Consider the following 22,113-nt stretch of genomic DNA (forward strand, 5'->3'; position numbering starts at 1 on the left):
TTTACTACCTTCATACTGTGGCAGTAGGGGCAATTTACCTGGATAGTTATCTCGCACATAACTTCCTGTAAACACCCTTGCTGCCATACTTATTCCCGCATCATACATTGTAGACCACAACCGCTAAAAAGTTGTATGTGGGGGTTATAGCCAGTACTGTAGGTTACAACCTAAAGTATGCTCATGAGCCAAAAGGCGGTGATTTAAGGCCTGTTGTTACGCCATACCTTAAGTATAAGCTCAACAAGCGTTTCAGTGCGCAAGTAGGTATTTCTTATGACAATTATAAATTTGATGTGGAGCAGATTTATGTAGAATCGCCTGAAAAGTTGGTTTACCTCAGAGATTTTAACCATACCAGGGGAGTGGCTATGCCTATCACAGTAAACTACACCCTCCTTTACCCTTTCAGGAAACTAGAGCTTTATGGTACAGCTATGCTCACGCCTATTTTCAGTACATCAAGAGCCGAAAAATCTGAGCGGGCAGACGGGATTACAACAGTTACATACAAGGCCAAGACGTCTGGTATAAATACTTACCTTACTGTCGGAATTGGTTTTGGCTACCCTTTGAGCAATCGCTTTGATATCTATGGCAACTACTATCGCTACAACAGAAACTTCAATAATAAGCTAAGACCAAGAGATGAATATCCTTATCCGGGTTCTCTGGCAATAGGTATAAACTACAGGCTAAAGTAACTACATTAAACTCCTTCTAAAACCCACAGGTGCTATACCTGTGGGTTTTTGCTTGTACCTATACCTGTAACCCACGAAATCCCCGCAGACAAACCCCACCTCACTTTAGTTCCACAAACTGGCACAATAATTGGCTTAGCGGAAGTATAAGCTAAAACCTATACTGCCATGAAAAAGCTTCTACTTCCGTTTCTGTTTGTGCTGTTGGCGCTGCCGGCTTTCGCACAACCCACCGTTGTGACCTTTACCACCCACCGGGGCGAACTCTTCCAGATGGCGCTGGATGGTCGTGTGATCAACCGCTCGGCCTCCAACTTCGTGCGCATCACGCACCTGCGGCCCGGCAACCACTATGTCGAGTTCAGGATCAGAGGCCGCCATGGCGTGTACAGAACAGGTATAAATGCATTTGCCCGGGCCGGTTACGAAACGAACTACTCCGTGCGGGTATCCGGCCGGAAAGTAAGTCTGCAGGTGATCAGTGAAGTGCCGCTGGGCAGGCCGCCCGTTGTGGTCGTGCCACCGTCTCCCCGCTACCCCGACAGGTATGAGCCCGTTCCGCCGCGCTACGAAGAGCCAGCCAACGACTACTGCCGCAACCTGCTGGACCGCTACGACGTGGACCGCCTGATCGACGCCATGAAAGGCCGTGACTTCGAGAGTACCCGACTCACCATCGCCCGCGAGGCGGTGCGCAATGGCAGTATTCTGTCGGAGGACCTGCGCCGTGTGCTGCTAGGTTTCGAGTTTGAGAGCTCCCGCCTTGAGTTCGCCAAGTTCGCCTACGACAGCGTGTGCGACAAAGAGCGCTTTTACTACATCTACGACATCTTCAAGTTCGACCACCATGTGCGGGAGTTGGAGGAATATACCAGCCGGAGAAGATAGATAAGTTGAGGAGTTTGAGAGTTTGGGAGTTAGAGAGTTAAGAAATAGAAAACGGCTTCTGTTTATCGCAGAAGCCGTTTTCTTTTATGCTATACCTATACCTTATCGCAATCTATCGACAGACCTTACCAGGTCCTCATCTCTCTTGATGAAGCGATTGGCCAGTGCATTGAGCAGCAGCGCCAATATCGGCATGTAGAAGCCAGCTTCATAGGTGCCATCATTGCCTGAAGCCATCACATTGCCTACGTAGTTAGCATAGTAAAACGACGTGCCGAACAGCGCCACCAGCACCAAAGTGTTGATCAGGCCGAACTTCATCTGGTTAATGCGGCTCTTGTACTGGAAGATCTCATAAAGCGCTATACCTGCCGCTAAAATCGCGAGTATGGCAATAGCAATCGTGCTGGTGCCTGTCTGCGTGCCAGCCTGCGTTGCTTCGCCTTGTGCGTTCAGCGTCTGAAAAGTCAGGTCCCAGGCGGTCAGCACTACCTCTTCGCCAGACACGGCATCGACCTTAGACCAGAGCGGTAAAAACAACAACGACACCATCGCAATCACGATGAGCGCCAGAAATACGGTTTGAATTCTTTGTATCATAAAGGGGTTAATTTAACTTGCAATGTGTTGCAAAATTAGACAAAGACCTGTAAAACAAAAATTGATGAGCACAGCTTATATAATTGATATCGTTAGAACACCCGTTGGCAAGTTTACCGGAGCCCTTAGCAGCGTGCGCCCCGATGACATGGCAGCTCACATACTCAGGGAGTTAATGGCCCGCAATCCGCAGATAGACCCGAGCCTGATCGAGGAAGTGGTGCTGGGCGCGGCTAACCAGGCCGGGGAGGACAACCGCAACGTGGCCCGTATGGCGCTTCTGTTGGCCGGGCTTCCGCACGAGATCGGTGGCGTGACCGTCAACCGCCTTTGCGCTTCCGGCTTACAGTCCATCATCGATGCGGGACGTGCCATTACCTGCGGCGACGGTGCCGTATACCTGGCGGGCGGCGTGGAGAGCATGACCCGTGCGCCTTTCGTAATGGCCAAAGCCGAGACCGCTTTCGCCCGTACCCCGGAAATCTATGACACCACCATTGGCTGGCGCTTCGTGAACGACAAGCTTTCGGCTATGCATTACCCCTATGCCATGGGCGAAACGGCCGAGAATGTGGCCGAGCGCTACGGTGTTTCACGTGAAGCGCAGGACGAGTTTGCCCACAATTCGCAGCTCAAGTATAAAGCCGCAGCAGAAGCGGGCAAGTTTAAAGACGAGATTATACCTGTACCCGTTCCGCAGCGCAAGGGCGATCCCATCATCTTCGACACCGACGAGCACCCGCGCCTTTCTTCGGTAGAGAAACTGGGTACCTTGGGCGCAGCCTTCAAAAAAGGCGGTACCGTAACAGCTGGCAACGCCTCCGGTATAAACGACGGGGCAGCGGCTTCCATTATCGTGAGCGAGGAAATCGTAAAACGCTTCAACCTAAAACCGATGGCCCGCATTGTGTCGGCGGCAGTGGCAGGTGTGGAGCCAGCCTACATGGGTATGGGGCCAGTGCCCGCCACCTTGAAAGCGTTGAAGCGTGCAGGCCTTACCATCAATGATATCAGTTTAGCTGAAGTGAACGAGGCATTCGCGGCACAGGCTATACCTTGCGTGCAGGAGCTCGGCATTAATCCGGAGATCGTGAACGTAAATGGCGGCTCTATCGCCATTGGGCACCCGCTCGGAGCCAGCGGTACCCGCATTTCGGCCACCCTGCTGCACGAGATGCAGCGCCGCGACAACGTGCGCTTTGGTCTGGCCACTATGTGCGTGGGCGTAGGACAGGGCGCAGCGGTAATCTACGAAAAGCTGTAGAGCCTGCATGCGCTACTTTTTAGAAATAGCTTACGACGGCACACGTTTTCATGGCTGGCAGGTGCAGCCCAACGCACTCTCGGTACAAGAGGTGCTCGACGATTGCCTGAGCAAGGTGCTGCGGCAACCAATTAGCTCAACGGGCAGTGGCCGCACCGACACGGGCGTACATGCGAGTCAGCAGTTTGTGCACTTTGATGTAGACCAGGAGCTGGACCCGGAGCACATGGTTTACCGTTTCAACCGCCTGCTGCCAGACGACGTGGTGGCGAAGAACCTATACCTTGTCACCGACGAGGCACACGCCCGCTTCGACGCTTTTGAGCGCACTTACCACTATCACATTGCCTTAGCCAAAAACCCCTTCAAAAGATACTACGCCACCTACCTGCCACGCTCCGTGGATGTGGAGAAGATGAATGAGGCGGCCGCTGTTTTGCTTCGTTACGAGGATTTTACGACCTTTAGCAAAGTCAAGGGCGACACCAAGCACTACCGTTGCAACATCTACGAGGCGGTATGGCGACAGCAAGGCGACGAGCTGCTTTTTACCATCCGGGCAAACCGCTTTCTGAGAGGCATGGTGCGATTGGTGGTTGGCACGTTGCTGGATGTGGGCCGTGGCAAACTCTCCGTCGCTGATTTTGAGCGAATCATTGCCAGCCAGGACCGCAGCAAGGCCAGCGGGGCAGCGCCTTCCGAGGGACTATACCTGGCCAAGGTGGCCTACCCGGAACATATTTTCAAGACATCACCCAAAACAAACCCTTTATAGCATGCAATTACCAGAAGACCAGAACGGTCCCCATCTTAACGGCAAACACCTTCGCCCCGAAAGCTTAATGATGAGCTACGGGTATAACCCCGAGTGGTCAGAAATGGCCGTGAAGGCGCCAATTTATCAAACTTCTACCTTCGTTTTCAAAAATGCGGAAGAAGGAAAGGCTTTTTTTGAACTAGCGTATGGCTTGCGCGAGAAGCACGCCGAAGAGCAGCTTGGTCTCATCTACAGCCGCCTCAACAACCCCGATTTGGAGATTCTGGAAAACCGACTCCGCTTCTGGGACGGGGCCGATGAAGCAGCGGTGTTTGCCAGCGGTATGGCCGCTATCAGTACCACCCTTTTAGCCTTGCTCAAGCCGGGCGACCTGATCCTGCACAGCGAGCCCATCTATGGCGGATCTGATTACTACATCAAGAACATTCTGCCGAAGTTCGGCGTGAAGAGCATGGGCTTCCGTGCCAATACCCCAATAGAGGAGGTAGAGCAAATGCTCGAGGCATCTGGTATGGCCGACAAACTGGCGATGGTATACCTCGAAACCCCAGCTAACCCGACTAACCATTTGGTCGACATCGAGGCTTGCGCGGCCATGGCTAGGAAGCACTCTACTAGTGACAAAAAGGTAGTGGTTGCAGTAGACAATACCTTCCTCGGCCCTGTGTTCTCGCACCCGCTCAAGCATGGTGCTGATCTCGTATTATATTCCGCTACCAAATACATCGGCGGTCACTCCGACCTGATAGCAGGTGCCTGTGCCGGTCCAGCTGATTTGATGAAGCAGATAAAAGGCATGCGGACGTTTATGGGCTCCATGGCGAGTCCGTGGACTGGCTGGATGCTGATGCGCAGCTTGGAGACGCTGAAAATCCGCATGGAGTGTCAGGCTCGTGGGGCCGAAGTAGTGGCTGAATACCTGAAAGAGCACCCGAAAGTGGACCAGATCTACTTCTTGGGCTACCTGCAGGACAATCCGCAGCAGCAGGCCATATATGACAAACAGTGCAAAGCGGCGGGCTCCATGATCTCTTTCGACATAAAAGGAGGCGAGAAAGAGGCCTTTACGTTCCTTAATAACCTGAAGCTGATTAAGCTGGCCGTAAGCTTGGGTGGCACCGAGTCGTTGGCTGAGCACCCTGCCTCCATGACCCACTCCGACATCTGCCTGGCCGACCGTGCCGTGATGGGAATAGGTGAAGGCATGATCCGTATTTCGGTAGGGGTAGAGCACCCGGAGGATATTATCTCCGACATCGCACAGGCACTTGAAAAAGTAGCCGTACCTGTGGAAGCGGAGGTATAGGTATAAAACTTACTCTGATCAAAGCCCTCCTCTGTAAAACAGGGGAGGGCTTTTTTATGGCTTTGGGGTTGCTGTTGTTTTAGCAGGAAATCCCGAAATTCCTGACGCAAAAACCATTAACTTTGCAGGCGGTTAGGTATAAGCTGTTATATAGTAAGTTTGCTGTTTATACTGAAGTTTAGGCTATACCGCAAGTTTAGCGACAGCGCAACTTGTGGTTAGATATGAGGCCAGTTTGCAACTGGCGTAACGGGTGCTGCAGGTATAGCAACCTGTGTTGCTTTGTAGCTTCGCCTGTGCGGCGGGCACTCACTTTTTGTCTTGACACAAAAAGTAAGCAAAAAAGTCAAGACTCCCCAAACTCGCTGACCGCTCAAACAGTGGGTAGTCAGTTTGTGCACCTGGCACTGCTGTCTGTTTCATAGCTTCAGTGCGAGTTACTCTTGCAATGCGTGCCAGTGGTATGTTCAGACAGAGGCTAAAACTACAACGCTTACATGTGTGCATGGTTAGCGGCTGTAAATTCCCCTCCTTGGATAAGGAGGGGTTAGGGGTGGTTGGACCCGGTATATGCAAGAATCCTGTAAATCTTTGAATCCTGAGAATCCTGATTCAGACTAAATAGGAAGTGCAGGCAGAACCCCTGAAACAAACAAAACGAGAACAACAAACTTGGAAGATAAACCACAAAATACAGGCAAGGTATTCGATGCGGACGTCATTCGGCGGCTCTTCACCTTTGTGAAGCCCTACCTGAAGACGTTCTATTTCATCGTGTTCCTGACCTTTGCCTCGGCCATATTGGCTGCCGTTCGCCCGTTCCTTATTCAGTATACCGTTGACAACGAAATCCTGCAGAACGACTGGGAAGGGCTGAACAAGATGTTCGTAATCCTGGCGGTGCTCTTGGTGGTACATGCCATCGTGCAGTACCTGCATACCTATTTTGCGGGTTGGCTCGGGCAGCATGTCGTGCGCGACATCCGGGTGCAGCTTTATCGCCACATTCTTAACCTCCGCCTCAAGTTCTTCGACCGCACGCCCATCGGCACGCTCGTGACCCGCAACGTGTCCGACGTGGAGACGCTGTCTGATGTGTTCAGCGAGGGTTTGGCGGCCATGATCGGTGATGTGCTGCAACTGGCCTTCATCCTTGGCTTCATGTTCTACATCGATTGGGAGTTGGCACTGGTCAGTTTGTCTACTTTCCCGATCATGCTCATCAGTACGTACATTTTCAAGGAGAAAATCAAAGATACCTTTCAGGATGTGCGCACAGCTGTCGCCAGGCTCAACTCTTTTGTGCAGGAGCATATCACGGGCATGAGCATCGTGCAGATCTTCAACAACGAGAAGCGCGAGATGGAGAAGTTCAAGGAGATCAACAAGGAGCACACCCGCGCCAACGTGCGTTCTGTGCTCTACTACTCCGTTTATTTCCCTGTGGCTGAGATTATCGGTGCGGCGGGTCTGGGGCTACTGGTATGGTATGGTGCCCACGGCGTGATAGACGATGACGTGTCGCTGGGTACGCTGATGGCCTTTATCCTTTATATCCAGATGTTCTTCCGCCCGATCCGCATGATTGCCGACCGTTTCAACACCCTGCAGCTGGGCGTGGTGAGCACCGAGCGCCTCATGCGCCTGCTCGACAGCAAGGAGATGATCCCGGACAACGGCGACTATAAACCCGAGAAGATCAAGGGCAATGTGAGTTTCAAGGATGTGTGGTTTGCTTACAAAGACGAGGACTGGGTGCTGCGCAACATCTCACTGGATGTGAAGGCAGGTGAATCAGTGGCGTTTGTGGGGGCCACGGGTGCCGGCAAAACCTCGGTTATCAACCTGCTCAACCGCTTCTATGAGATCAACAGCGGCCAGATTCTGATTGACGGCCACGACATCAAAGAATACGACTTGAGCGTGCTGCGTCATCACATCGGGTTGGTACTGCAGGATGTCTTCCTCTTCTCAGGCTCCATCGCCGACAACATCAGCCTGGGCAACAAAGCTATAACCGAAGAGCAGATGTGGCATGCCGCTGATTTGGTGGGCGCCCGCAAGTTTATCGAGCGACTGCCGGGCGGTTTGCACTATCAGGTAATGGAGCGAGGGGCAACGCTTTCGGTGGGCCAGCGGCAGTTGATTTCTTTTGTGCGGGCCATGGTCTATAACCCCGAGATTATCATCCTGGACGAGGCCACCTCCAGCGTCGACTCCGAAACCGAGGAACTGATACAGTATGCCATCGACCAGCTCATGCACGGGCGTACGTCCATCGTCATCGCCCACCGTCTGTCTACCATCCAGAAGGCAGACAAGATTATCGTGATGGACCGAGGCGAGATAAAAGAAATGGGTAACCACGAGGAGTTACTGCGCCACAACGGTTACTATGCCCAACTCTACCACATGCAGTACAAAAACATGATTGATTTATGAACAGGAAATTCTTGTTGGTGATGGTGATTCTATCCATCATTGTGGGTGCTTTTTACGCCTATCTGGGTGGTTTCAGTTCAGCCAAAGTTTCGGAAGTGGACTCACAGCAACTCTTCGTGGCAGGCCGGGCTTTCAAAGGCGCTGTAACGGACAACCTCATCAACGACTCATTTAGAAGGGCGGCCGAGGTGCTCGACAAGAAGGAGCTGGAAGGTATGCTGGGCAACATCTATTACAACAACCCCGAAGACAGAGGCGACAGCATTCATGCCTTTATCGGGGTGGTTATACCTGACAGCGCCGTCCAACTGCCTGCCGACTATGAGTTGCGGGTCGTGCCGGCTGGCCGCCGTGCCTTGCGGAGCGAAGTAAATGCGCACTACATGCTGGCCCCCAACAAACTCTACGAAGCCATTTTTGATTACGCTAAGGAGAAGAACCTGGGGTTGGAGACTTTCTATGTGGAATGGTTTCCCGAAGACCACCAGGGTATAGTGGAGGTTCCGATAAAGGAGTAGTTGCAGGTATAGATTATCTCTCTATATTTGGCGAAAGGGGAGCGGCCATACCTTTCCCCGTGGAACGATAGCAAAATAGCAAATTGGGCAAAAAGGCAGAGGCAAAAAAGGAGCTGATACTGGAGGCAGCCAAGTCGGTGTTCGGCAAGCTGGGTTACAGTAAAGCCACACTGGACGACATCGCACATGCCATCGGCCTCAAAAAGCCGTCGCTCTACTATTACTACAAGAGCAAGGAAATGCTCTTTATTGAGGCCTTTTCGCAAGAGTGGAAAGACAGCCTGTACCGGATCAAGAAAATAGCGGAGCGGGAAAAAGACCCCCGCGAACGCCTGCTGCTCTACATTCGCTCTTCGCTACGCTACTATCAGGAAATCGTAACGCAGCATACCATCTCTATTAAGGTGCTGATCGAAACCCGCATTCTGTTTCAGGAGTTGTTCAAGGAATCACGCGCCAAAGAAGCCAATTTTTATTCCTCCGTCATCAAGGAAGGTATAGCCAACGGCACTTTCATCAACTGCGAAGCCGATCGGGTGGCTTATTCCATCATGGTGGTTAAAGACCTGATTCAGTTCGAGGAATTCCAGCGTACCCAGTTCCATAACCTCCCTTCCATCGATTTCCAGAAGATAGAGCGTGAGGTGCTGTTCACCGTGAATCTGATTTTGGAAGGTATACGGGTGAGGGTATAGCTCACTTCGAAGAGAAAGGGAGTAAAGTCAAATCGCGCTCACATTTTAATTACTGCAAATGCATTTCCAGAAAACTTCGCTGTTGTTTTTTCTCCTCCTGATGTTAGGCGGCTGCATTGGCTCTACCAAACACACAGCTATGCCTGGCGGTTGCCTCAAAGCGCTGCAAACAGGCGACCGCATACTGGTTGGTGTCATTCCGAAACTCTCGGCAAACCGCTCGTATCAGCTTTATCAGCAACTGGAACAGGAGTTCAGACAAAAAGGGCTCGCGATGGCTTATGTGGTAGAACAGGAGTTTGATTTGGCAAGCAAAGGTATAAAGCCGAATGCAGCGCCAGATTCTGTTACTTTGTCGCAAATGCGAAAGCTGGGATACACCCATTACCTGGGGCTTGCTGTTGGGAATGTGGCGTCAGCGATGATGTATGAGCGCATAAGTGCGCAAGAGCATAGGGAAATTCAGCAAGGCTACGGCGCTGCCGAGACCGACGATTCGAAAGCCACAGTGCATTTTAAGCTGTATTCAACAGAAGAAAGAAAGGCAATCTATAACTTAGCTACCACCACCAAAATGAGCGGTGTAACACTGCCTGGCAAAGAGTATGAAGAGGGGCACAGAAATAGCCATACCGTAAACCTTTCTACCGCTTCGCTTGCCACGGAAAAAGCGCTTAAAAAAGGTGCCAGGGAACTGATGGAAAAATGTAAAGCGAATTAACAAGGTATAGTTTCAAACAAAATGCCCCAACCTAAGCAAGTCGCTTACATTGGGGCATTATCATATCAAGCCTTTCCAGGCTGAAAACTTTTCATAAATCGGGGTGCTAGGGTTGGGCGGTGGGTGCCCAGAGAATGCAGGAGTTTAATCCTGCGGGTGACTGGCTTTGTATTCGTCCAGTTTCGCCTTTAGGGCGTCCACATCGGCGTGGTGGCCTTTGGCTACTTCGGCAGCGTCGAGCTCAATGAGCATGTTCTGCATTTGCTTCAGGTAAGCGGCTTTGTCTTTCTTGAGGCACCCTTTGTGGTTGTCCTTGCAGGCACCATTCTCATCCATTGGCTTAAACATACTGCCCTCGCCATAAATAAGCCACTGCGGGTTCAGGTCATGGAAGTGCTTTAAAATAGCTACCAGCTCATCCAACAAGTAATTTTTACCGGAGATGATATTGGCAAGTACCGCTTCGTCGCTACCCGTCATTTCGAGAAGCTGCGGCATTTCCAGTTCTTTGATATTCGTATAGAAACGGAACCTTTTGCCGATTTGCTGTAAGTCAATAGCCATAGATAGAGTGTTAGAAGGTCATACAAAATTGCTATACGTACTTATAACAGTTTCTGTATCAAAAAATTCCCTCCGAGAATACGATGCCCTATCACACCGCTCTGTTTTGGCTTTATAATCAGCGAACTACTGCGAGTCTTCCGCCTGCAGCTGCCTTTCGTAAAGCACCTTATACAGTCCCTGTTGCTGTATCAGCGCCTCATGCGTGCCGTGCTGCACAATCTCACCGTCCTCTAACACCAGTATCTTATCGGCCAGCTTAACGGAGGACACGCGGTGTGAAATGATGATTGAGGTGCGGTTGGCCATGATGCGGCGCAGGCTGTTGAGGATGGCGTTCTCTGTTTTGGTATCCACGGCCGAAAGGGAATCGTCGAGGATGAGGATGCTGGGCTCCCGCACCAGCGCCCTGGCTATGGATACCCGCTGTTTTTGACCACCCGAGAGTGTAATACCCCGCTCACCCAGTTTCGTGTCGAACTGTTCCGGGAAGCGCATGATGTTCTCGTATACGTCGGCATCTTTGGCGGACTGCACCATTTGCGCTTCCGTGATGCTCGGCAAACCAAAGCCGATATTGTTTCGGATCGAGTCGGAGAAAAGGAACACGTCCTGCGGCACATAGCCAATCTGGCTGCGCAAGCTCTCCAGGTTATAGTCGCGCACATCTACGCCGTCAATCAGAATGCGGCCGCTGGTCGTGTCGTACATGCGGGGCAAAAGCGTCGCAATCGTGCTCTTGCCCGAGCCCGTGTTGCCTATTATCGCCAGTGTCTCACCGTGGTTAATGCGGAACGAGATATTTTTGAGCGCATGGATGTTCGTGTCAGGGTACACGAAGTCTACGTTTTCGAACACGATATCGCCCTCTATAGGCTTGCTGATGTTCTCGCGTGACACGATGTCGTTTTTGGTGTTCAGAAATTCGTTGATACGGGCCTGCGAGGCGGCGGCACGCTGCACGAGGCTGGCCGTCCAGCCCAGCGAGGTAACAGGCCATGTGAGCATGTTCACGTAGATGATGAACTCGGCAATATTGCCTGTCGTGATGCTGCCGTTGATCACCTCCTGTCCACCGATGTATACCGTAATGATCGTGCTGAGACCGACCAGGAACAACACCAGCGGGAAAAAGAGGGAGTTCACAAAATTGAGCTCCAGCGACTTGTCCTTGTAGTTGTTGCTGGCCTTGTTAAAGTTGTTGTGCGAGTCGTCTTCCCTTACAAACGACTTCAGCACTCTTATACCTGAAAAGGCCTCCTGCACAAAGGTGGTTATACCTGAGAGGCTTCGCTGTATCTCGTCGGACTTGCGCTCGATGATGTTGTTGACATAGTAAATGCTGATGGCCAGAATCGGCAGCGGGATTAAGGTATAGAGCGTGAGCTTCACGTTTACCGACAGCATATAAGGGATCACCATCAGGAACAGGATAACCAGATTGAGCCCATACATGATGGCCGGCCCCAGGTACATGCGCACACGGCTCACGTCTTCGGAAATGCGCGACATCAGGTCGCCGGTGTTGTTTTTGCGGTAGAAGCTGAGCGGCAGGCTTTGGTAGTGCTCATAAATTTCATTCTTGAGGTCGTTCTCAATCAGGCGGCTCATCACAATAATGGTCTGCCGCACAAAGAACAGGAAAAGGCCCCGTAGCAAAGCCATCACCAGAATGATGACCCCATAAACCAGAATGCTGCTGGCAAAGGTGTCGTAAACCGTTTCTTGCTGCGCCATATCTGCGAAAAGGTTGTGCAGGTTGATGCCTTCCTTGATCAGGTTAAAGGCGTGGCGCACTACCTGCGCCGGCAGTATCTGGAAAAAGTTGGAAATGATAATGAATACCAGACCCCACAGAAGGCGGTATTTATACTTTAGGAGGTATTTGTTGAGGTATCGAAGTGATTTCACGGCAAGAATATGGAACTCAGAGGCTTTTACGTAGAGTTATAGCCTACAAATTGAATTAATCAAAAAAAGAATTAATTTTGCAGCACGAAACGGGAGGCGTCTCTTCCTGGCTTCTACAAAGATAGAATAACCCTTAATCATATTCATAAATGGTCGAACTAAAAGAAGTTGAACTGAAGAAGGACAAATCGGTCTTCGGTCAGATATCAGAGTATAACCATGAGAAAGTAGTTTTCTGCCACGATAAAGAAACTGGCCTGAAAGCTATCATTGGTATCCACAATACAGTATTGGGCCCAGCGCTGGGCGGTACCCGTATGTGGTCTTATGCTTCTGAGGCTGAGGCGCTTGACGATGTACTGCGTCTTTCGAGAGGTATGACTTACAAAGCTGCTATCTCCGGTCTTAACCTGGGTGGTGGCAAAGCCGTGATCATCGGCGACGCCAAAAAAGACAAGAACGAAGCTTTACTTCGTCGTTTCGGCCGTTTCGTGAAAAACCTGAACGGTGCCTACATCACGGCTGAGGACGTGGGGATGACGACCAAAGACATGGAGTACATCCGCATGGAGACTGAGCACGTGTCTGGCTTGCCAGAGTCGATGGGCGGTGGCGGTGACCCGTCTCCGGTAACGGCTTACGGTACCTACATGGGTATGAAGGCTGCTGCCAAGAAGGCTTTCGGTTCTGACTCACTGGCCGGCAAAAAAATATCTGTACAGGGTGTTGGCCACGTAGGTGGCTACCTTGTGGAACTGCTCGCCAAAGAGAATGCGCAGATCTTCATCACCGACATCTACGAAGACCGTCTGCGTGAAGTGTCCGCCAAGTACAACGCCAAAGTGGTAGGTATGGATGAACTCTATGATCTGGACGTGGACATCTATTCACCTTGCGCCCTGGGCGGTACCATCAACGACAATACACTTGGCCGTTTGAAGTGCCAGGTAATTGCAGGTTGCGCCAACAACCAGCTGCGCGACGAGAGAGTGCACGGACCTGCGCTGGTCGACAAAGGCATCGTGTACGCACCAGACTTCCTGATCAATGCAGGTGGTTTGATTAACGTGTACTCTGAGCTGCACGGCTATAACCGTGAGAGTGCTTATGCCCAGACAGAGCGTATCTACGGCTATACCCTGGATATCTTTGAACTGGCTGAGAAAGAGGGTATTTATACCCAGCTGGCCGCCACCAAAATGGCTGAGCAGCGCATCAATAGCATCGGCAAGGTAAGATCCACTTTCTAAGGGATTCCTTTTGATAAAACAATAAAACAAAAGTGCTGCATTAACCTGTAGCACTTTTGTTTTACACTTACACCATTTTTAGCGCATAGGCTTGCCTTTGCGTATACCTTTACCACAGCAACTTTCGCTGTGTCCGATGCCTGGGCATCACATTAATTGCAGTAATAATACATATTAACCAACACGTTCTTTAAAATACCATTATGCTCAACCGCAGAACACTTCGAATCAAGGCCATGCAGGCCATTTATGCCTACAAACAGGCCGAAGGTTCAGATTATCAGCTGGCTCTCGACCAGATAGCCGATGACTTTGCACCAGACCTGAATTCCATGGAAGTGCAGGACAGAAAGCTGCTCGAAGGCAAGAAGCAGATCGCCCAGTTGCTCTTTAAAGAGTGGCACGAATCAGGCGAATTCGAAACTGAAGAAACCGACAAGGACGTAATCGATGCGGTAAACAGAGCAGTTGTCTATTACCAAAACACCCTTAAGAAGGACTATAAGCACTACAGCAGCCAGATGATAGGCGCCGTGGAGCGAATATACGACCACTACCTGGGCACCCTGCAGATACTGGACTTGCTAAACGAGTTGGTGGAAGAAGAGGAAGTGAAAAAAGAAAAGCGCTTTACAGAAGCCAAAGGTCCGGACGTGAAGCGATTCCTGAACAACCGCGTCGCACAGCGCATTCTCCAGAACAAGTCATACCAAGAACACATCATCCGTCGCAACATCAGCTGGGGTTCCGACATCAGCGAAATCCGTCAGGTATACAAGAGTGTTCTGAAGCAGGATGAGGCCTTTTTGGGCTACCTGGCACTGCCTGAGCCAACCCTGGCAGACGACCTGGAGGTGGTGAAACATATTTTCAAAAACATTATTTTTAAAGAAAAAAACTTACAATCTTTGTTTGAAGAGCAGGATTTGAACTGGGTGGAGAACAAATCCATCGTGAAAAGCCTGGTTAACAAGACTGTCAAGATGTTTGGTGAGGACACAGAGGAGGAGCCGGTGCTACTGGACCTTTCTGCCAACTGGGAGGACGACAAGGCCTTCTTTGAGGAGCTCTACCACCAGACCCTTCAGGACGATGAGAAGTATGAGGCCATGATTGCCGCAAGCGTGAAGAACTGGGATGTGGAGCGTGTGGCCCTGCTTGACAAGATCATCCTGAAAATGGCGCTTTGCGAGATGCACATCTTCAGAAGCATACCCGTCAAAGTGACCATCAACGAATACATTGAGATTTCTAAGCTATACAGTACCCCGAAAAGCAAGCAGTTTGTAAACGGTGTGCTGGACAAGATGGCGCAAGAGCTGACCACTAAGGGTGACATTCGTAAATCGGGCCGTGGTCTGATCGACAACAAATAAGGTATGTTTCGGCTGAAATGGCCATTTTACCGTAATAAGGGGAAAATAAGTACCCCATATATAAGTATAGAGATAATCCTATGAGTAAGAAGACAAGCAACATACTGGCCTTCGTGTCAGGCGCCGCTGTAGGAGCCGTAGCAGGCATCCTGTTCGCCCCGGAAAAAGGAAGAGAAACACGCAGCTGGCTGAGCTACCGATTGGAAAAATACCGCGACACCCTTTCAGACCTGCTGGAAGAACTGGTGGAGGACCGTAACCTGGTGCCCACAACCGCTAAGTCTGAAGGACAGCGTGTGATTCAGGACGCCAAGGACAAGGCCGAGAAGCTTCTTGGCGATGTGGACTCACTTATCAACGAGATCAATAGCAGGAAAGAAATATAAACATGAGAGAAATTACACTGATTCCCGGCGACGGGATAGGACCTGAGATTACAGAAGCCGTTAAAGCCATTTTTGATGCCGCAAACGTGCCTGTAACCTGGGAAGAAGAAAACGCAGGACAGACCACTTTCGATTCGATTGGTGAGCTGATTCCTTCTACACTGATTGCTTCGCTTAAGAAGAACAAAGTGGCCCTGAAAGGCCCTATCACCACGCCGGTAGGCAAAGGTTTTAAGAGCATCAATGTGCAGTTGCGCCAGATGTTCGATCTTTACTCTAACGTGCGCCCTGCCAAAACCACGCCTGGCGTAAACACCCGCTTCGAGAACGTGAACCTGGTGCTGTTCCGTGAGAACACCGAAGGCCTTTACTCCGGACTCGAAATGTTTGACGAGCGTCTGCAGATCTCTGACTCAGTAGCCCGTCTGACCCGCGTTGGTTGCCGCAAGATCATTCGTGCCGCCTTTGAGTATGCCAACAAGCATAACTGCAAAAAAGTGACGGCGGTGCACAAAGCTAACATCTTGAAGAGCGCTGGCGCCTTGTTCCTGAGCGAGGCCAGCGAGATTGCAAAAGAGTACCCACACATCCAATACGACGACAAGATCATCGACAACATGTGCATGCAGCTGGTGATTAAGCCAGAGCAGTTCGATGTGATCGTGACGACTAACTTGTTTGGTGATATCCTGTCTGACCTGTGCGCAGGCCTGGTAGGCGGACTGGGCGTAGTGTCCGGTGCCAACGTGGGCAACGACATGGCTATTTTCGAGGCGGTACACGGTTCTGCCCCTGATATTGCCGGACAAGGCAAGGCGAACCCAACTGCCCTGCTGCGCTCTGCCATCATGATGCTGCACCACATCAACATGAAAGACGAGGCTGATCGCATAGAGAAAGCCTTGGATGCGACACTTGCTAACAGAGAGCAGTGCACCGGCGATCTGGGTGGAAGTGCCAGCACCATGGAATTTACCCAGCATATCATTTCGAAACTATAATCCAGATAAAAGCTGTTAACCTGATATGAAAAAGAATTTCTTATTAGCCCTAGCACTCGGCACTGCCATGACAGTGACCAGCTGCGACCAGAACAACACCACTGAATCGGAGGCAACGACTGCCGAGACAACTGCAGCTGTTGAGCAGCCGCAGCAAATCGATAACCCCAATGTGGTGGCAACCAACCAGACCGCTTCGGCTGAAAATGCTGCTGTGATGTCTTTCCAGGAGTCAGAGTATGACTTTGGTACCATTAAGCAGGGCGAAGTGGTAGAACATACTTTCACCTTCACCAACACAGGCAAAACTCCTCTGGTGATCGAGAGCGCATCCGCGTCTTGCGGCTGTACCGCACCTGATTGGACCAAGGCGCCGGTAGCTCCAGGTGAAAAGGGAGAAGTAAAAGTAAGATTCGACAGCAATGGCAAAGCCGGTCAGCAGTCTCCGACTGTGACGATCCGTGCCAATACAGAGCCGAACATTATCCGTATCGCCATGAAAGGCAATGTGGCTACTTCCAGCATACCTGCCGCAGGTGCTGACGGTCCGGTAAAACTCAACTAAAAACCACTCTTTAACACAGAGTTCAACCTTTTTTATGCAAACGATATTCCTACAAGCCGCACCAGATGGAGGTATGCTGCCTCAGTTGCTGATGTTCGGCGCTATTATCCTTGTTTTCTATTTCTTCATGATTCGTCCGCAGCAGAAAAAGGCGAAGGACCAGAAAAAATTTCGTGAAGAGCTGACAAAAGGCATGCAAGTAGTTACAATAGGCGGATTGCATGGCCGTTTAACAGCTGTAAATGAAGACACTGTTGAGATAGAGGTGGACAAAGGCATGCGCCTGGTATTTGATAAGTCTGCTATCTCGCTGGAGGCCACTGCGAAAGTGCAATAAGGATAAGAAACATTGTCGTTTGAGAAAGCCCGAAATATCATTTTATGGTTTGTAAGGCCATTTAAGCCCCAAACAGAGCATTACTGGCGTATAGTAGTGCTCTGTTTTGTGGCGGCCTCTACTTTCTGGCTGCTCAACGCCCTCAACAAGCCCTACTCCACACAAACTACCTATCCCATCCGGTTTGTGTTCAATGATCAGCGCCTGGTCCCGATCAAACCGCTTCCTGAGGAGGTGACAGTGAATGTGACTGGTAAGGGCTGGAAGCTGTTGCGTAAGTCGCTGAAGGTGGAGGTGCAACCGGCCGAAATCTATATCCGAAACCTGCCGCGCAACAACTACCTGCTGGGTTCGGCCCTGCGTCCTGCCTTGGTCAATGCCATGGACGGCCTGCAGCTGAACTTCGTCGTGACCGACACGCTTTTCTTTAACTTCAACACAAAAGTAACGAAGCGTATACCGCTCCAACTCGACCCGAAGCAAAAAGTAACGGATGAGCGGCATGCTTTGCTGATGCCTGTCAGGATCACCCCCGATTCCATCAGCTTCAGAGGCCCTTCCTCTATGGTGGATAGCCTGCCAAACCCTTTTCCGTTGCGCCTGCCGACTACCAACCTGACAGAGTCCACCCGGATTAATGTACCTATTGAGTACGATAACCAGTCACTGGTAAAAGCGGATATCAGCGAGGCAACCGTTGTGGTGAGGGTACGGCCTTTGCAGCAGCGCGAACTGCTGGTAACTCCTGAACTGGTGAATGTGCCACTCAAAGCCAAGGTAAACCTGAGACCCAACTTAATACTTATCCGCTACCTGGCGCTCGAGGATTCCGGCTTTGTCATCAACCCAAGTGCCTTTAAAGCGATTGTGGATTTCTCGAAGTACAACTCACAGGATTCCACCGTGACACCGGAGTTGGTGCAAAAGCCGTCCGGAGCACGGAACATCACCCTCTGGCCGGAACGGCTTAAGGCTAGCCTGGAAAAATAAACAGATGCTAAAAATAGGTATAACCGGAGGAATTGGCGTCGGCAAGACTATTGTGTGCCGCATGTTCCAGGTGCTGGGTATACCTGTGTACGATGCGGACACCCGGGCCAAATGGGTGATGCAGTATGACCTTGCGCTGAAACAGGAACTCCGGGACGCCTTTGGAGAAGAGACCTATACACCGGCAGGCGATTTAAACCGCACTTATCTCGCCTCTATCGTCTTTAATAACCCAGACCGTCTGAACAGGCTTAATGCGCTGGTTCATCCTCATGTTGGCACTGATTTCGAGAAGTGGGTGGCAGCTCACCCTAATGCTCCATATGTGATCAAAGAGGCGGCCCTCATGTTTGAATCGGAGTCGTGGCGGCAGATGGATGAGATAATCGTGGTCTCGGCTCCGCTGAATGTGCGATTGAAGCGCCTGTTAAAACGTGACACGCACCGTACCGAAGCGGATATCAAAGCCATTATCAGCAAGCAGTTGAGCGAGGAAGAAAAGATTGCCCGTGCCAACCACGTCGTGTTCAATGACGACAAACAGCTTCTTATTCCGCAGGTGCTTGCGCTGCATCAGCAATTCTTATCCCGATAGCCAAATCACATTTTCTTGGAGATACCTTTAAGGACTAGGCCGCCTGTCGACTCAAACAGGTTAAGGCAGGTATAGGTATAGGTATAGGTATAGGTATAGGTGTAGGTATAGCGGATTATACCAGACCGTAAGCTGAAGCGTTAGCTTATAAACTACTGTGCAATTAAGGTCGTGAGAAAGGGCAGATGGGAAGCCAGCCAGAAAAGTATGGACATAAAAAAAGGACAACTTTGCAGTTGTCCTTTTGTGGGGCGTACTGGATTCGAACCAGTGACCCCCTGCTTGTAAGGCAGGTGCTCTGAACCAGCTGAGCTAACACCCCGTTTTATCGTTTCGTTGACCTGTTGTCCCCGTTTGATGATGCAAATATGGGGTGTTTTTTTGTAACTGCAAAACATTTGAAAAAAAAATCTTAAAAATTTTTTTCAGGCCCGGGTGGCTATTGCTCGCCTGTATTTACTGCAGTACCTTTAGCTTTTGTAAGATGCTTAAAATCTGAACTTTCACTTGGGACGAAAACGATTTGTGAAAAAAGTGCTATTTTATATCACCCTGATAGTGGTGTCGGTAATCAGCATTTCTGCGGGCTTGGTATACCTGTACCAGGATAAGATTGTTGGCATTTTTGTGGCTGAGGCGAACAAGCACATCAAAACAAAGGTCGAGGTTGCTAAAATCTCACTTTCCCTTTTCGATAAATTCCCGCAGGTGGCCGTGGCCCTGGACCAGGTGAACGTGATAGAAGGAATAGCTGACAGCGAAGAGTCGCTGGCTAGGGCAGAGAAGCTGTACTTCACCTTCAGCATATTCGATATCATCCGGGGGAGGTATAGCGTAAAGCAGCTCTTCATGGAGAATGGCTCCCTGCATGTTCGGCTACTGGAAAACGGGCAGCCCAACTACCATATCCTGGCCACAGACACGACCGCCTCCTCCGAAGACTTCTCCTTCAATCTTGAAAAGATAAACCTGACCAATGTGGCGGTACGCTACTCTGATCTGCAACTGAACCAGGATATACAGGCCGATGCGCAGCAGTTGGTAGCCGCTATGACCCTATCTTCCGATGCCATTGACCTGCAGGCTACCGGGAAGGCAACAGTCAATGCCATACGGATTGGGGACAGTGAGTACTTCAAAGGCAAATCGGTGGATCTTAAAACGGCCCTGACCATCAACCGGCAAACGCAAACTATCGCCCTGCAGCCATCGGTGGTAAAAATAGAGGGGGCTGCTTACGAAGTGGGAGGGAACATAGCGTATAAAGGCCCCACCGAGCTGGACCTTGAGCTGGAGGGAAAAGACGCGAATATACAGTCGCTGCTGTCTCTTTTGCCACAGCGCATCACCCAAGAGTTTAGCCAGTACCGCAGCGAGGGCGCGATCTTCTTCAGTGGGACTGTCAAGGGAAGGGTGTCCTCCAAAGATAATCCGCAGGTGACGTTTAAGTTTGGCTGCCGCAACGCCTCTTTTTACCATCCGGATGTGAAGCAAAAGGTAGAGGGACTGAACTTGGAAGGAAGTTTTACCAACGGCGCAAACCGCAATGGCAGTACCTCCGTGCTGGAGCTTAAAAACCTGACAGGTGTGCTCAACAAACGGCCTTTTTCCGGCAGCCTGACTTATCGCAACTTCGACAATCCTTACTTGGCTTTCGATGCCAAAGGTATGCTGGATGTAGCCTATGTCGTAGGATTGCTGAAGCTGGAGCAGGTACGCAGTGGCAGTGGTCTGGCCAATGTGCGCATTGCCTTTGCTGGTAACCTCAAGGAGTTCAAGGCAAGGCCCGGTAACAGCACCCTGAGCACCACTGGTGACGTTACGCTGCACAATGTGTCGCTGAGCCTGCAGGAGCTTCCCATGCCGCTCAAGGGGCTGTATGGCAACTTTATCTTCAAGAAGAATGATGTGGCGGTGTCGGACTTCAAAGGCAGCCTGGGAGATTCTGATTTCGTGCTGAATGGCATGTTCCGAAACGTGATGGCCTGGCTACTGCTGGACAAGCAACGCCTGTTGGTAGAAGCGGATTTCAGCAGCCAATACATGGACCTGGACCAACTGCTCAGCGAGGAGCTGAACACGCCGGTTGCCTCCAGGCAGGCAAGCAGTAAGGAGGCTTACAAATTCAATGTGTCCCCCGACATAGCCTTCGACCTGAGCGCATCCATCCGTAAGGCCAAGTTCAGAAGGTTCAGGGGTAAAAACATCCAGGGGGAAGTAAAGCTGCGCAACCAAGTGGTTTCTTCCCCGAATATATCCTTCAGTGCAATCGGAGGTAACTTTGCTGTGCGTGGCAACCTCGATGCCCGCAACCGCGACCATATCAAGGTAAGCACCGCCACCAAACTCAGCAACATGAGCGTGGACAGCCTTTTCTATGTATTCGAGAATTTTGGTCAGGAATTTATCAGGGACCGTCACCTGCGCGGTCAGTTAACCGCCAATATCGTGTCAGAGGTATACTTCGACAGTCACCTCAACGCCAAAACAGACCTCCTGCAGGCCGAGATAGCAGCCACAGTACGCGACGGGCAGTTAATCAACTTTGCGCCCATGCAGAAAATGTCGGCTTTTGTAAAACGCTCGGAGCTTGCTAACATGAGGTTTGCGGAGCTCAGCAATAACTTCTGGATTCAGCAGCGGACCATATTTATACCTGAGATGGACATTCGCTCTAATCTGTCTTCTCTGCCAACCTTGTCGATAGCGGGTACCCATACCTTCGATCAGGACATGGACTACAAAATCAAGCTGCCATTGCTAAATAGCGGCCGCCCGGACAAAGACGCTGTGTATGGGGTGGTCGCCAAAGACCCGGATGCGGGCAATAGCATGCTTTTCCTGACGCTCAAGGGCAAAGAGAGTGACTTCAAGATAGCCTACGACAATGAGCGGGTGCGCGAAAAGATCAAAACGGACTTGAAGCAGGAAGGGCAGGAGTTGCGTAACCTGTTGCGTGGCAAGAAACCCGTGAAGCAAGAGAAGAAAGTCGTGCTTCAGGAAGGGGAGTACTTCGATTTAAATTGATCCCACACCAAACAATTTTACGGTAAACCCCTTTCTGGCTTAAAGCCTTAAATCATAGCCTAATTGCGCCAACTAAGGCGACTAAACAGTGGCATCGTTAATTTTATATTTTACTTACATGCGTTGTTAAGATTTGTTTACCTGTGTTATGGGGGTGTTTATTAAAAAAATACTGTTTGGTGTATAACCGCAGGC

21 protein-coding genes and 1 tRNA gene are annotated in these 22,113 nt (G+C 50.7%); 18 read left to right on the forward strand and 4 right to left on the reverse strand.

What is annotated here, in order from left to right; all coding sequences use genetic code 11:
• The first annotated feature begins 131 nt into the window (after positions 1-131).
• The gene (locus tag H9Q13_RS17380; RefSeq protein ID WP_394367987.1) at positions 132-704 is read left to right on the forward strand and encodes an outer membrane beta-barrel protein; all 573 of its coding nucleotides are present in this window, start codon (positions 132-134) and stop codon (positions 702-704) included.
• A 168-nt stretch (positions 705-872) separates the two neighbouring features.
• On the forward strand, positions 873-1,592 hold the full coding sequence (locus H9Q13_RS17385; RefSeq protein WP_191185087.1) for a DUF4476 domain-containing protein: 720 nt from the start codon (positions 873-875) through the stop codon (positions 1,590-1,592).
• Between the two features lie 102 nt (positions 1,593-1,694).
• Here the strand turns inward: H9Q13_RS17385 and H9Q13_RS17390 are convergent, their stop codons facing one another.
• On the reverse strand, positions 1,695-2,192 hold the full coding sequence (locus tag H9Q13_RS17390; protein WP_191185088.1) for a DUF4293 domain-containing protein: 498 nt from the start codon (positions 2,190-2,192) through the stop codon (positions 1,695-1,697).
• 64 nt (positions 2,193-2,256) lie between these two features.
• Between H9Q13_RS17390 and H9Q13_RS17395 the strand changes: the two genes are divergently transcribed.
• The 7 genes from H9Q13_RS17395 to H9Q13_RS17425 all read left to right on the forward strand — a co-directional run bounded on the left by H9Q13_RS17395 (position 2,257) and on the right by H9Q13_RS17425 (position 9,916).
• Positions 2,257-3,456, forward strand: a complete 1,200-nt coding sequence (locus H9Q13_RS17395; RefSeq protein ID WP_191185089.1) for an acetyl-CoA C-acyltransferase — start codon at positions 2,257-2,259, stop codon at positions 3,454-3,456.
• 7 nt (positions 3,457-3,463) lie between these two features.
• A complete protein-coding gene (gene truA, locus H9Q13_RS17400; protein WP_191185090.1) occupies positions 3,464-4,231 on the forward strand; it encodes a tRNA pseudouridine(38-40) synthase TruA in 768 nt (255 codons plus the stop codon).
• Position 4,232: 1 nt separating this feature from the next.
• Positions 4,233-5,540: a cystathionine gamma-synthase family protein gene (locus tag H9Q13_RS17405; RefSeq protein WP_191185091.1), complete on the forward strand. Its 1,308-nt coding sequence runs from the start codon at positions 4,233-4,235 to the stop codon at positions 5,538-5,540.
• 672 nt (positions 5,541-6,212) lie between these two features.
• Positions 6,213-7,982, forward strand: a complete 1,770-nt coding sequence (locus tag H9Q13_RS17410) for an ABC transporter ATP-binding protein (RefSeq protein WP_191185092.1) — start codon at positions 6,213-6,215, stop codon at positions 7,980-7,982.
• Complete coding sequence (locus H9Q13_RS17415; protein WP_191185093.1) at positions 7,979-8,500, forward strand: GyrI-like domain-containing protein; 522 nt, start codon at positions 7,979-7,981, stop codon at positions 8,498-8,500. Before H9Q13_RS17410 ends, H9Q13_RS17415 begins: the two co-directional genes overlap by 4 nt.
• An 83-nt stretch (positions 8,501-8,583) precedes the next feature.
• A complete protein-coding gene (locus H9Q13_RS17420) occupies positions 8,584-9,195 on the forward strand; it encodes a TetR/AcrR family transcriptional regulator (protein WP_191185094.1) in 612 nt (203 codons plus the stop codon).
• 58 nt (positions 9,196-9,253) lie between these two features.
• The gene (locus H9Q13_RS17425; protein WP_191185095.1) at positions 9,254-9,916 is read left to right on the forward strand and encodes a hypothetical protein; all 663 of its coding nucleotides are present in this window, start codon (positions 9,254-9,256) and stop codon (positions 9,914-9,916) included.
• 144 nt (positions 9,917-10,060) lie between these two features.
• On the opposite strand, the gene H9Q13_RS17430 is transcribed toward H9Q13_RS17425, so the two are convergent.
• The gene (locus H9Q13_RS17430) at positions 10,061-10,480 is read right to left on the reverse strand and encodes a hypothetical protein (protein ID WP_191185096.1); all 420 of its coding nucleotides are present in this window, start codon (positions 10,478-10,480) and stop codon (positions 10,061-10,063) included.
• A 126-nt stretch (positions 10,481-10,606) separates the two neighbouring features.
• Complete coding sequence (locus H9Q13_RS17435; protein WP_191185097.1) at positions 10,607-12,391, reverse strand: ABC transporter ATP-binding protein; 1,785 nt, start codon at positions 12,389-12,391, stop codon at positions 10,607-10,609.
• 149 nt (positions 12,392-12,540) lie between these two features.
• Here H9Q13_RS17435 and H9Q13_RS17440 point away from each other — a divergent pair, with 149 nt between their 5' ends.
• The 8 genes from H9Q13_RS17440 (at position 12,541) to coaE (ending at position 18,891) form a co-directional block, all read left to right on the forward strand.
• Positions 12,541-13,641, forward strand: coding sequence for a Glu/Leu/Phe/Val family dehydrogenase (locus H9Q13_RS17440; protein ID WP_191185098.1), 1,101 nt, complete (start codon positions 12,541-12,543; stop codon positions 13,639-13,641).
• Positions 13,642-13,844: 203 nt separating this feature from the next.
• Complete coding sequence (gene nusB, locus H9Q13_RS17445; RefSeq protein WP_191185099.1) at positions 13,845-15,017, forward strand: transcription antitermination factor NusB; 1,173 nt, start codon at positions 13,845-13,847, stop codon at positions 15,015-15,017.
• A gap of 80 nt (positions 15,018-15,097) precedes the next feature.
• Positions 15,098-15,403, forward strand: coding sequence for a YtxH domain-containing protein (locus H9Q13_RS17450; protein WP_191185100.1), 306 nt, complete (start codon positions 15,098-15,100; stop codon positions 15,401-15,403).
• 2 nt (positions 15,404-15,405) lie between these two features.
• Positions 15,406-16,404, forward strand: a complete 999-nt coding sequence (locus H9Q13_RS17455; protein WP_191185101.1) for an isocitrate/isopropylmalate dehydrogenase family protein — start codon at positions 15,406-15,408, stop codon at positions 16,402-16,404.
• A gap of 25 nt (positions 16,405-16,429) precedes the next feature.
• Positions 16,430-16,969 (forward strand): DUF1573 domain-containing protein, encoded by a 540-nt coding sequence (locus tag H9Q13_RS17460; protein ID WP_191185102.1) that lies wholly within the window; start codon positions 16,430-16,432, stop codon positions 16,967-16,969.
• A 34-nt stretch (positions 16,970-17,003) separates the two neighbouring features.
• Complete coding sequence (yajC, locus tag H9Q13_RS17465; RefSeq protein WP_191185103.1) at positions 17,004-17,306, forward strand: preprotein translocase subunit YajC; 303 nt, start codon at positions 17,004-17,006, stop codon at positions 17,304-17,306.
• Between the two features lie 12 nt (positions 17,307-17,318).
• Positions 17,319-18,296: a YbbR-like domain-containing protein gene (locus H9Q13_RS17470; RefSeq protein WP_191185104.1), complete on the forward strand. Its 978-nt coding sequence runs from the start codon at positions 17,319-17,321 to the stop codon at positions 18,294-18,296.
• A gap of 4 nt (positions 18,297-18,300) precedes the next feature.
• Entirely contained in the window at positions 18,301-18,891 is a 591-nt protein-coding gene (coaE, locus tag H9Q13_RS17475) for a dephospho-CoA kinase (protein WP_191185105.1), read from the forward strand.
• 247 nt (positions 18,892-19,138) lie between these two features.
• Here coaE and H9Q13_RS17480 read toward each other — a convergent pair.
• Positions 19,139-19,213 (reverse strand) — tRNA-Val (locus H9Q13_RS17480).
• A 185-nt stretch (positions 19,214-19,398) separates the two neighbouring features.
• Between H9Q13_RS17480 and H9Q13_RS17485 the strand changes: the two genes are divergently transcribed.
• Positions 19,399-21,918 (forward strand): AsmA-like C-terminal region-containing protein, encoded by a 2,520-nt coding sequence (locus tag H9Q13_RS17485; protein ID WP_191185106.1) that lies wholly within the window; start codon positions 19,399-19,401, stop codon positions 21,916-21,918.
• Positions 21,919-22,113: the final 195 nt, after the last annotated feature.

This window comes from Pontibacter aquaedesilientis (assembly GCF_014773225.1).
Lineage (GTDB): Bacteria > Bacteroidota > Bacteroidia > Cytophagales > Hymenobacteraceae > Pontibacter > Pontibacter aquaedesilientis.

What these genes read in the sequence shown, in the direction of transcription:
- H9Q13_RS17385 (WP_191185087.1), top strand. Translation starts at nt 873, where the DNA reads ATGAAAAAGCTTCTACTTCCGTTTCTGTTTGTGCTGTTGGCGCTGCCG.
- H9Q13_RS17390 (WP_191185088.1), bottom strand. Translation starts at nt 2,192, where the DNA reads ATGATACAAAGAATTCAAACCGTATTTCTGGCGCTCATCGTGATTGCG.
- H9Q13_RS17395 (WP_191185089.1), top strand. Translation starts at nt 2,257, where the DNA reads ATGAGCACAGCTTATATAATTGATATCGTTAGAACACCCGTTGGCAAG.
- truA (WP_191185090.1), top strand. Translation starts at nt 3,464, where the DNA reads ATGCGCTACTTTTTAGAAATAGCTTACGACGGCACACGTTTTCATGGC.
- H9Q13_RS17405 (WP_191185091.1), top strand. Translation starts at nt 4,233, where the DNA reads ATGCAATTACCAGAAGACCAGAACGGTCCCCATCTTAACGGCAAACAC.
- H9Q13_RS17415 (WP_191185093.1), top strand. Translation starts at nt 7,979, where the DNA reads ATGAACAGGAAATTCTTGTTGGTGATGGTGATTCTATCCATCATTGTG.
- H9Q13_RS17425 (WP_191185095.1), top strand. Translation starts at nt 9,254, where the DNA reads ATGCATTTCCAGAAAACTTCGCTGTTGTTTTTTCTCCTCCTGATGTTA.
- H9Q13_RS17430 (WP_191185096.1), bottom strand. Translation starts at nt 10,480, where the DNA reads ATGGCTATTGACTTACAGCAAATCGGCAAAAGGTTCCGTTTCTATACG.
- H9Q13_RS17440 (WP_191185098.1), top strand. Translation starts at nt 12,541, where the DNA reads ATGGTCGAACTAAAAGAAGTTGAACTGAAGAAGGACAAATCGGTCTTC.
- nusB (WP_191185099.1), top strand. Translation starts at nt 13,845, where the DNA reads ATGCTCAACCGCAGAACACTTCGAATCAAGGCCATGCAGGCCATTTAT.
- H9Q13_RS17450 (WP_191185100.1), top strand. Translation starts at nt 15,098, where the DNA reads ATGAGTAAGAAGACAAGCAACATACTGGCCTTCGTGTCAGGCGCCGCT.
- H9Q13_RS17455 (WP_191185101.1), top strand. Translation starts at nt 15,406, where the DNA reads ATGAGAGAAATTACACTGATTCCCGGCGACGGGATAGGACCTGAGATT.
- H9Q13_RS17460 (WP_191185102.1), top strand. Translation starts at nt 16,430, where the DNA reads ATGAAAAAGAATTTCTTATTAGCCCTAGCACTCGGCACTGCCATGACA.
- yajC (WP_191185103.1), top strand. Translation starts at nt 17,004, where the DNA reads ATGCAAACGATATTCCTACAAGCCGCACCAGATGGAGGTATGCTGCCT.
- coaE (WP_191185105.1), top strand. Translation starts at nt 18,301, where the DNA reads ATGCTAAAAATAGGTATAACCGGAGGAATTGGCGTCGGCAAGACTATT.